This is a genomic window from Burkholderia pyrrocinia, from assembly GCF_003330765.1.
In the GTDB taxonomy this organism is placed as follows: Bacteria; Pseudomonadota; Gammaproteobacteria; order Burkholderiales; family Burkholderiaceae; genus Burkholderia; species Burkholderia pyrrocinia_B.
The window spans coordinates 978,379-984,905 of sequence record NZ_CP024904.1 but is presented as its reverse complement, the minus strand read 5'-3'; the positions used below and the strand labels follow the sequence as shown (position 1 = coordinate 984,905).

The following is a 6,527-nucleotide window of genomic DNA, read 5'->3' as shown; positions in this document are numbered from 1 at the left end:
TGTTCACCCGGGCAGTTACAGACCGTTCAATTTACCGCTATTTATAACTCAGTTGTGACTCAGTAGAGTTTGCCATGTCGTCCCGAGAGGACAATGTGAACGAAAGGAAGCAACCATGACTCAGCACACCTCGCCAGTCAGAACGGCCGTCGTCTACCACTCCGGCTATGGGCATACCGAGCGTATGGCAACAGCTGTCGCCGAAGGCGCCGGCGCCGTACTGGTCGCAATCGACACCGACGGAAACATTGCGGAGGAGGCCTGGGAAACGCTTGCCGGCGCGGATGCGATCCTGTTCGGCTCGCCAACCTACATGGGCGGCCCCAGCTGGCAGTTCAAGAAGTTCGCGGACGCATCCTCGAAGATCTGGTTCGAGTGCGGGTGGCAAAACAAGACCTTTGGCGGCTTCACCAATAGCGCAAGTATCAACGGTGACAAGCTCAATACGCTCGAGTACTTCTTTCTGCTCGCCGGGCAGCACGGCGGCATCTGGGTCAGCATGGATATCAAGCCGGCGAACGTGAAAGCCTCGATGCGTGACGACCTGAATCGCATGGGCTCCTATATCGCGCCGATGGCGCAGACGCCTGCCGATGCGTCGCCCGAAGAGATGTCGCCGGGCGACCTCGAAACGGCGCGCCGCTATGGCGCGCGCGTCGCCATGATCGCCGGGCAGCTTCGGTCCGGAAGATCGCAAAGCAACTGACATCCTGACGTGCGGGACGCCACGGACCGGACACCGCCGCATTTCATCCGGTCAATCTTGAAGGGAACTGCCATGAAATATAAGCAACTTGGCCGCAGCGGCCTGTACGTCTCCGAACTGTGCCTCGGCACGATGACGCTGGGCGGCAATGCTGACGCCGGCATGTGGGCGGCGATCGGCGCAGTCGGTCAGGACGAGGCGAACCAGTTGATCGCCCGCGCGCTTGCCGAGGGAATCAATTTCATCGATACCGCCGACATTTATTCTTTTGGCCAGTCTGAACGCATCGTCGGACAGGCGCTGAGAGACCTTGGGTACCACGCAGGCGAGATCGTGCTGGCTACGAAGACAGCCGGCGCGATGGGCCCGAAACCCAACGAACAGGGGGCATCGCGCGGTCACATCATGGATTCCGTGCAGAGAAGCCTGGAACGGCTTCAAGTCGACCATATCGACCTTTACCAGATTCACGCCAGCGACTCTGTCACACCGATCGAAGAGACGTTGCGTGCCCTCGACGATCTCACGCGGCAGGGGCTGGTCCGTTATGTCGGCGTATCGAATTGGCGCGCAGGCAAGATCGGGTAAAGCGCTCGGGCTGAGTGCAGCGCTACATGCCACGCGCTTCGAGACGCTCCAGGCCTACTATTCGATCGCGGGACGCGACGTGGAGCGCGAACTGGTGCCACTCGTTATCGAGGAGCGCATGGGGCTGCTCGTCTGGTCACCCCTCGCCGGCGGATTGCTTTCCGGGAAGTTTGGCCCCGGGGCAACGACCGAAGAAGGTTCGAGGCGCCGCAATTTCGATTTCCGGCCGGTCGATCTCGATCGAGCCTGGTCGTGCGTTGCGCAGATGCGCGCCATCGCCGACGCGCGCGGCGTCTCTGTCGCCCGGATCGCGCTCGCCTGGTTACTCGCCAAGCGCATGTCACGAGCGTCATTATTGGCGCTAAACGGGTCGAACAGCTCGAAGACAATCTCGGCGCGGTCGATGTCGTTCTTGGAGAGGAGGAGCTTGCGCGTCTTGATGCCGTGAGCGCCTTTGCCTCCCCACTATCCCGGCTGGATGATCGATCGTCAGGAAGCGAGCAGGGTCCCGCAAGCGTTCAGGCCCGCCGCGTCGAATTAGAACCGGCTACTGCAGATCGATATCTTCGACGTGGGCGGTTGCAAGCACCCGCTCCGCGTTGACTTGCATGACGCATACGACAAAAGAGAGATGGACATGCCAAAAGCTTACCTAATCGCACACGTGAGCATCTCGGATGCAACGGCTTACGCCGCCTATGCAAAAGCCGCAGGCGATGCAATGATCAATTTCAGTCCGAAGATTATTGCTTTGTCGGGACAGCATGAAAACCTCGAAGGCGAGGCCCACGAACGGCATGTGGTCCTGGAGTTTGATTCGTTCGCCGAAGCCAAGCGTTTCTATGAGAGCCGCGAATACCAGGCGGCCAAGGCGCTCCGCGCCGGAGCAACCGGCACCTTTGTCATTCTCGAGGGAACTTCATGACGCTGACCGCGAAGCGCTCGACGCCTGTGCACTGACGGCCCCCGCTTCGTCATAAGTCACGACATTCAGCCCTTCCGTCGCATCCGGCGCCACGAAGTACCGCGTGATCTGCTCGAACTCGGCTTCCGATGCCTGGAACGGATGCTCCCCTCGTGCATTGCGCGCGCGCAGACGCGCCTTGCAAACCGCATCGCTGACGTCGAGGTAATGAAGTCGATGGTCGCAGCCGGCGGCCTGCGAAACGCCATGCCCCCACACGCGCGCAGCGACGGTATTGAACGGAAAATCGAGCCACCGAAACGCCGGCCTGCAGCAAACCGCGGGCGTGATCGGCAATCACATCCTTGACGCGCTTTGCACATCGGACATAGTCGTCGATCGACAGAATCTCGCCCGGATAGAGGCGAGCGAGCCAGACGTCTTCGATGATCAATACGGTCCGTGCTTCGCTTGCGAGCCTCGCGGTGAGCGTCGATTTCCCGGACGCGATCTTGCCGCATACCATGTGGAGCAACGCCACGTCATTCGATGACGTCGTGTGATTCTTCCAGTCTGCATTTCCAGGCTCTCGATCGATTGCCCGGAAAGCAAAAACCCGCCTTCCGGCGGGTTGTGATGACATGCGTTCAGTCGATGGCTACCCCGCCGGCGAAATTGCGGCGCAAATAATCGAACGGGTATGCGATCGGTTCATGCGCACCAGAATAGCCAACTGCATGATCCCGAGCAAGCGGGTTTGAGGTGGGGCGCTTCAACGTACTCGCTTAAAACTGATACGCTAGCCCGGATTCGGAACCACGCCCTTGCTCATCGCGTCCAGTTGACGAACGATCTCCGTGCGCAACCCGGCCGATACCTCGACGCTGTCGAGCAGTTCCGAAATCCACAGCCCGTCGCCGCGAGCCGGCAGATCATCAGCGTCGCGGCCTGCTCGAGCGGCACGGGATCGGGCCGCGTCCATTCCCGCATCGGCACCGACCATCGCTCGCGCGTCTCCTGCTCGTAATCATCGACGCGACCAGCACGCGCAGCACATCGGTACTCGCGGCCGGCTGTGCGTCGTCGAGCACCGCGTGCAGATAGGCCCGCGCCGCCGCGCCGGCCCGCCGGAATCCGCCGCCATTCGCGCGGCCATCTGCGCGCTGAACCGCTCGGTCGCCTGCCCGAACAGCGCATCCAGCAGCCCCTGCTTGTTCGCGAAGTGATACTGCAGCGCGCTTTCGTCACGCCGGCCCGCTCGGCCACCGCATCGAGCGTCAACGCGGCCACGCCGTGATGCGTCGCAATCTCCGATGCGGCCGCCAGCAACTGCGCGCGCACCTGATCCGGCGCTTTTTTCCGTCGCACGCCGGCGGCGGGCGGCGGCCGGCGCCGATGATCCTTCCGGCGCCCGTGCGCCGGCCGCGCCAGCCGGTTCAACAGGCGCGGACACGTCGCGCGACACAGGTTCGAGGCGTTTTTTCATGGTGCGGATGTTAGCACCGGAGGTCTCGATATAAACATTCCAGCTGGATGGTATTATCCGCCGCATGAACAAACCGACCCCATCCCCCTGGTCCGCGCTCGACACCGCCATCGCCCGGGGACGCGACGCGCTCGTGCGTCTTCAGCAGCCCGACGGCAGCTGGTGTTTCGAACTGGAATCCGACGCGACGATCACGCGGAATACATCCTGATGATGCATTTCATGACAAGATCGACGACGTGCGCCAGGAGAAGATGGCGCGCCACCTGCGCGCGATCCAGCGGCTCGACGCGCATGGCGGATGGGATCTGTACGTCGACGGCGCTCCGGACGTGTCGTGCAGCGTCAAGGCGTACTTCGCGCTGAAGCGGCTGGCGACAGCGAACACGCGCCGCACATGGTCCGCGCGCGCGACGCGATCCTGACGCTCGGCGGCGCGGCGCGCTCGAACGTATTCACGCGCATCCTGCTCGCGACGTTCGGCCAGGTGCCGTGGCGCGCGGCGCCGTTCATGCCGATCGAATTCGTGCTGTTCCCGAAGTGGGTGCCGATCTCGATGTACAAGGTCGCGTACTGGGCGCGCACGACGATGGTGCCGCTGCTGGTGCTGTGCTCGCTGAAGGCGCGCGCCGCAATCCGCGCAACATCTCGATCCGCGAGCTGTTCGTCACGCCGCCGGACGAGGAGCGCCACTACTTCCGCCCGCGCGCGGCATGCGCAAGCTCTTCCTCGCGCTCGACCGCACGGTCCGTCATATCGAGCCGCTGATGCCGAAGCGTCTGCGGGCAGCGCGCGATCCGGCATGCGGAAGCCTGGTGCGCGGAACGCATGAACGGCGAGGACGGGCTCGGCGGCATCTTCCCGCCGATCGTATATAGCTATCAGATGATGGAAGTGCTCGGCTACCCGGACGATCATCCGCTGCGGCGCGATTGCGAAAACGCGCTGGAGAAGCTGCTGGTCACGCGGCCGGACGGCAGCGTGTATTGCCAGCCCTGCCTGTCGCCGGTGTGGGACCGCATGGAGCACGATGGCGCTCGAGCAGGCGCGCGGCGTGCGGCGCCGGAAGCAGCCGGCGAGCCGGCCGGCGCGCTGCGCGAACTCGACGCACGCATCGCGCGCGCGTACGACTGGCTGGCCGAGCGCCAGGTGAACGACCTGCGCGGCGACTGGATCGAGAACGCGCCGGCCGACACGGAACCGGGCGGATGGGCGTTCCAGTACGCGAACCCGTACTACCCCGACATCGACGACAGCGCGCCTCGTCACCGCGATGCTCGATCGCCGCGGCCGCACGCATCGCAACACGGATGGCACGAACCCGTATGCGCAGCGCGTCGCACGTGCGCTCGACTGATGCGCGGGCTGCAATCGCGCAACGGCGGCTTCGCGGCATTCGACGCCGATTGCGATCGCCTGTACCTGAACGCGATCCCGTTCGCCGATCACGGCGCGCTGCTCGATCCGCCGACCGAAGACGTGTCGGGCCGCGTGCTGCTGTGTCGGCGTCACGAAGCGCGCGGACGACCGCGCGTCGCTCGCGCGCTGCATCGACGTACGAAGCGCACGCAACAGCCCGACGGCAGTTGGTGGGGCCGCTGGGCACGAACTACCTGTACGGCACGTGGAGCGTGTGGCCGGCGCTCGCGCTCGCCGGCGAGGACAAGTCTCAGCCCTATATCGCGCGCGCGCTCGAATGGCTGCGCGCACGACAGCATGCGGACGGCGGCTGGGGCGAGACGAACGACAGCTATATCGACCCGACGCTCGCCGGCACCAACTCCGGAGAGAGCACGTCGAACTGCACCGCGTGGGCGCTGCTCGCGCAGATGGCGTTCGGCGACGGCGAATCCGACTCGGTGAAGCGCGGCATCGCGTATCTGCAGTCGGTGCAGCAGGACGACGGCTTCTGGTGGCACCGCTCGCACAATGCGCCGGGCTTTCCGCGCATCTTCTATCTGAAGTATCACGGCTACACCGCGTACTTCCCGCTGTGGGCGCTCGCGCGCTATCGGCGTCTCGCGGGCGCTGCGGCGGTGCAGGGCTCGACCTCGCGCGGTACGGCGGGAGTGGCGGCAATCGACACGGCAGTCGCCTGAGCGAGCACGCGCCGCGCTCGCCGCGATGCGCGTGCGCTCGTCAGACGAACCCCTCTTCGACCAGCGTGCAGCCGTTCGCCGTGATCTCGTGCCGCTGGCCCGAGCCGCCGACCACGCGGCTCCAGCTCTCGGACACGAGCACGGCCGCGTCGCCGTCCGTGCGCAGCGCATAGCCGAATCCGCCATACATGCCCGGCACCGCGAACCACATGCGTTCGGCCTGCGCGTCGAGTTCGAGCAGCGGTTCGAGTTCGGGCAAGCGCAGCGCGTCGATGCGCAGGTGCGCGATGCGGCCGGCAATCATGGCGTGGAAATGGCGCTGGATTTCGAGCAGCGTGTCGCCGGGCACGGAGCGTCGCGGCTGCGGCGTGAGCAGCTCGACCAGATGCCGATGTCCGCGCCGCATGGCGATATCGAGCGCGCGCTCGCGCTGGGCATCCCGCAGCATGCGCCATGCACCCAGCCACAGCAGTTCGGCGACGACCTCCGGCGGCGCGCCGCCATACGCGGCCTGGTGCAACGGCGCATAAAGCGACGTGCCGCCGAGCCGCGTCGCATTGACGAGCGCGGGCTGTTTCGCGACGAGATCCAGCATCGCCGCCCAGTCACCGTTCCTCGCCGCGTCGGCCAATGCGTGCCGGCTCGCGACCTGCGCGTCGCCGAGCACGTCGGCGCCCGTGATTCCGTCCCATGCGATGCTCAATCGATTCCCCTCCGTCGGCCGGTGTCACGCGTGCCGCACAC

At 64.9% G+C, this 6,527-nt stretch carries 5 protein-coding genes and 5 pseudogenes; 7 read left to right on the top strand and 3 right to left on the bottom strand.

The genetic code is table 11. The annotated features are described in order from the left end of the window. The first annotated feature begins 115 nt into the window (after positions 1-115). From CUJ89_RS37540 to CUJ89_RS37530, 4 genes and pseudogenes are all read left to right on the top strand, one after another. Complete coding sequence (locus tag CUJ89_RS37540; RefSeq protein WP_114182429.1) at positions 116-706, top strand: flavodoxin family protein; 591 nt, start codon at positions 116-118, stop codon at positions 704-706. A gap of 72 nt (positions 707-778) precedes the next feature. Beyond that, entirely contained in the window at positions 779-1,294 is a 516-nt protein-coding gene (locus CUJ89_RS39135; protein ID WP_415859062.1) for an aldo/keto reductase, read from the top strand. Continuing rightward, positions 1,254-1,897, top strand: a pseudogene (locus CUJ89_RS39130) (aldo/keto reductase). Before CUJ89_RS39135 ends, CUJ89_RS39130 begins: the two are co-directional and overlap by 41 nt. 34 nt (positions 1,898-1,931) lie before the next feature. Further along, on the top strand, positions 1,932-2,219 hold the full coding sequence (locus CUJ89_RS37530) for a DUF1330 domain-containing protein (RefSeq protein WP_114182519.1): 288 nt from the start codon (positions 1,932-1,934) through the stop codon (positions 2,217-2,219). On the opposite strand, the pseudogene CUJ89_RS37525 reads toward CUJ89_RS37530, so the two are convergent. Together CUJ89_RS37525 and CUJ89_RS37520 are read right to left on the bottom strand one after the other, a co-directional pair. Further along, positions 2,214-2,724, bottom strand: a pseudogene (locus CUJ89_RS37525) (AAA family ATPase). The gene CUJ89_RS37530 and the pseudogene CUJ89_RS37525 sit on opposite strands and share 6 nt — an antisense overlap. A gap of 273 nt (positions 2,725-2,997) precedes the next feature. Next, positions 2,998-3,684, bottom strand: a pseudogene (locus CUJ89_RS37520) (TetR/AcrR family transcriptional regulator). A 64-nt stretch (positions 3,685-3,748) separates the two neighbouring features. Between CUJ89_RS37520 and CUJ89_RS38910 the strand changes: the two are divergent. The 3 genes and pseudogenes from CUJ89_RS38910 (at position 3,749) to CUJ89_RS39125 (ending at position 5,783) form a co-directional block, all read left to right on the top strand. Beyond that, the gene (locus CUJ89_RS38910) at positions 3,749-3,895 is read left to right on the top strand and encodes a hypothetical protein (protein WP_265341780.1); all 147 of its coding nucleotides are present in this window, start codon (positions 3,749-3,751) and stop codon (positions 3,893-3,895) included. Between the two features lie 43 nt (positions 3,896-3,938). Continuing rightward, positions 3,939-4,516: pseudogene (locus CUJ89_RS38815) on the top strand (hypothetical protein). Further along, positions 4,513-5,783 (top strand): annotated as a pseudogene (locus CUJ89_RS39125) (prenyltransferase/squalene oxidase repeat-containing protein). Before CUJ89_RS38815 ends, CUJ89_RS39125 begins: the two co-directional pseudogenes overlap by 4 nt. 40 nt (positions 5,784-5,823) lie before the next feature. On the opposite strand, the gene CUJ89_RS37510 reads toward CUJ89_RS39125, so the two are convergent. Continuing rightward, complete coding sequence (locus CUJ89_RS37510) at positions 5,824-6,486, bottom strand: ankyrin repeat domain-containing protein (protein ID WP_114182428.1); 663 nt, start codon at positions 6,484-6,486, stop codon at positions 5,824-5,826. Between the last annotated feature and the right edge of the window lie 41 nt (positions 6,487-6,527).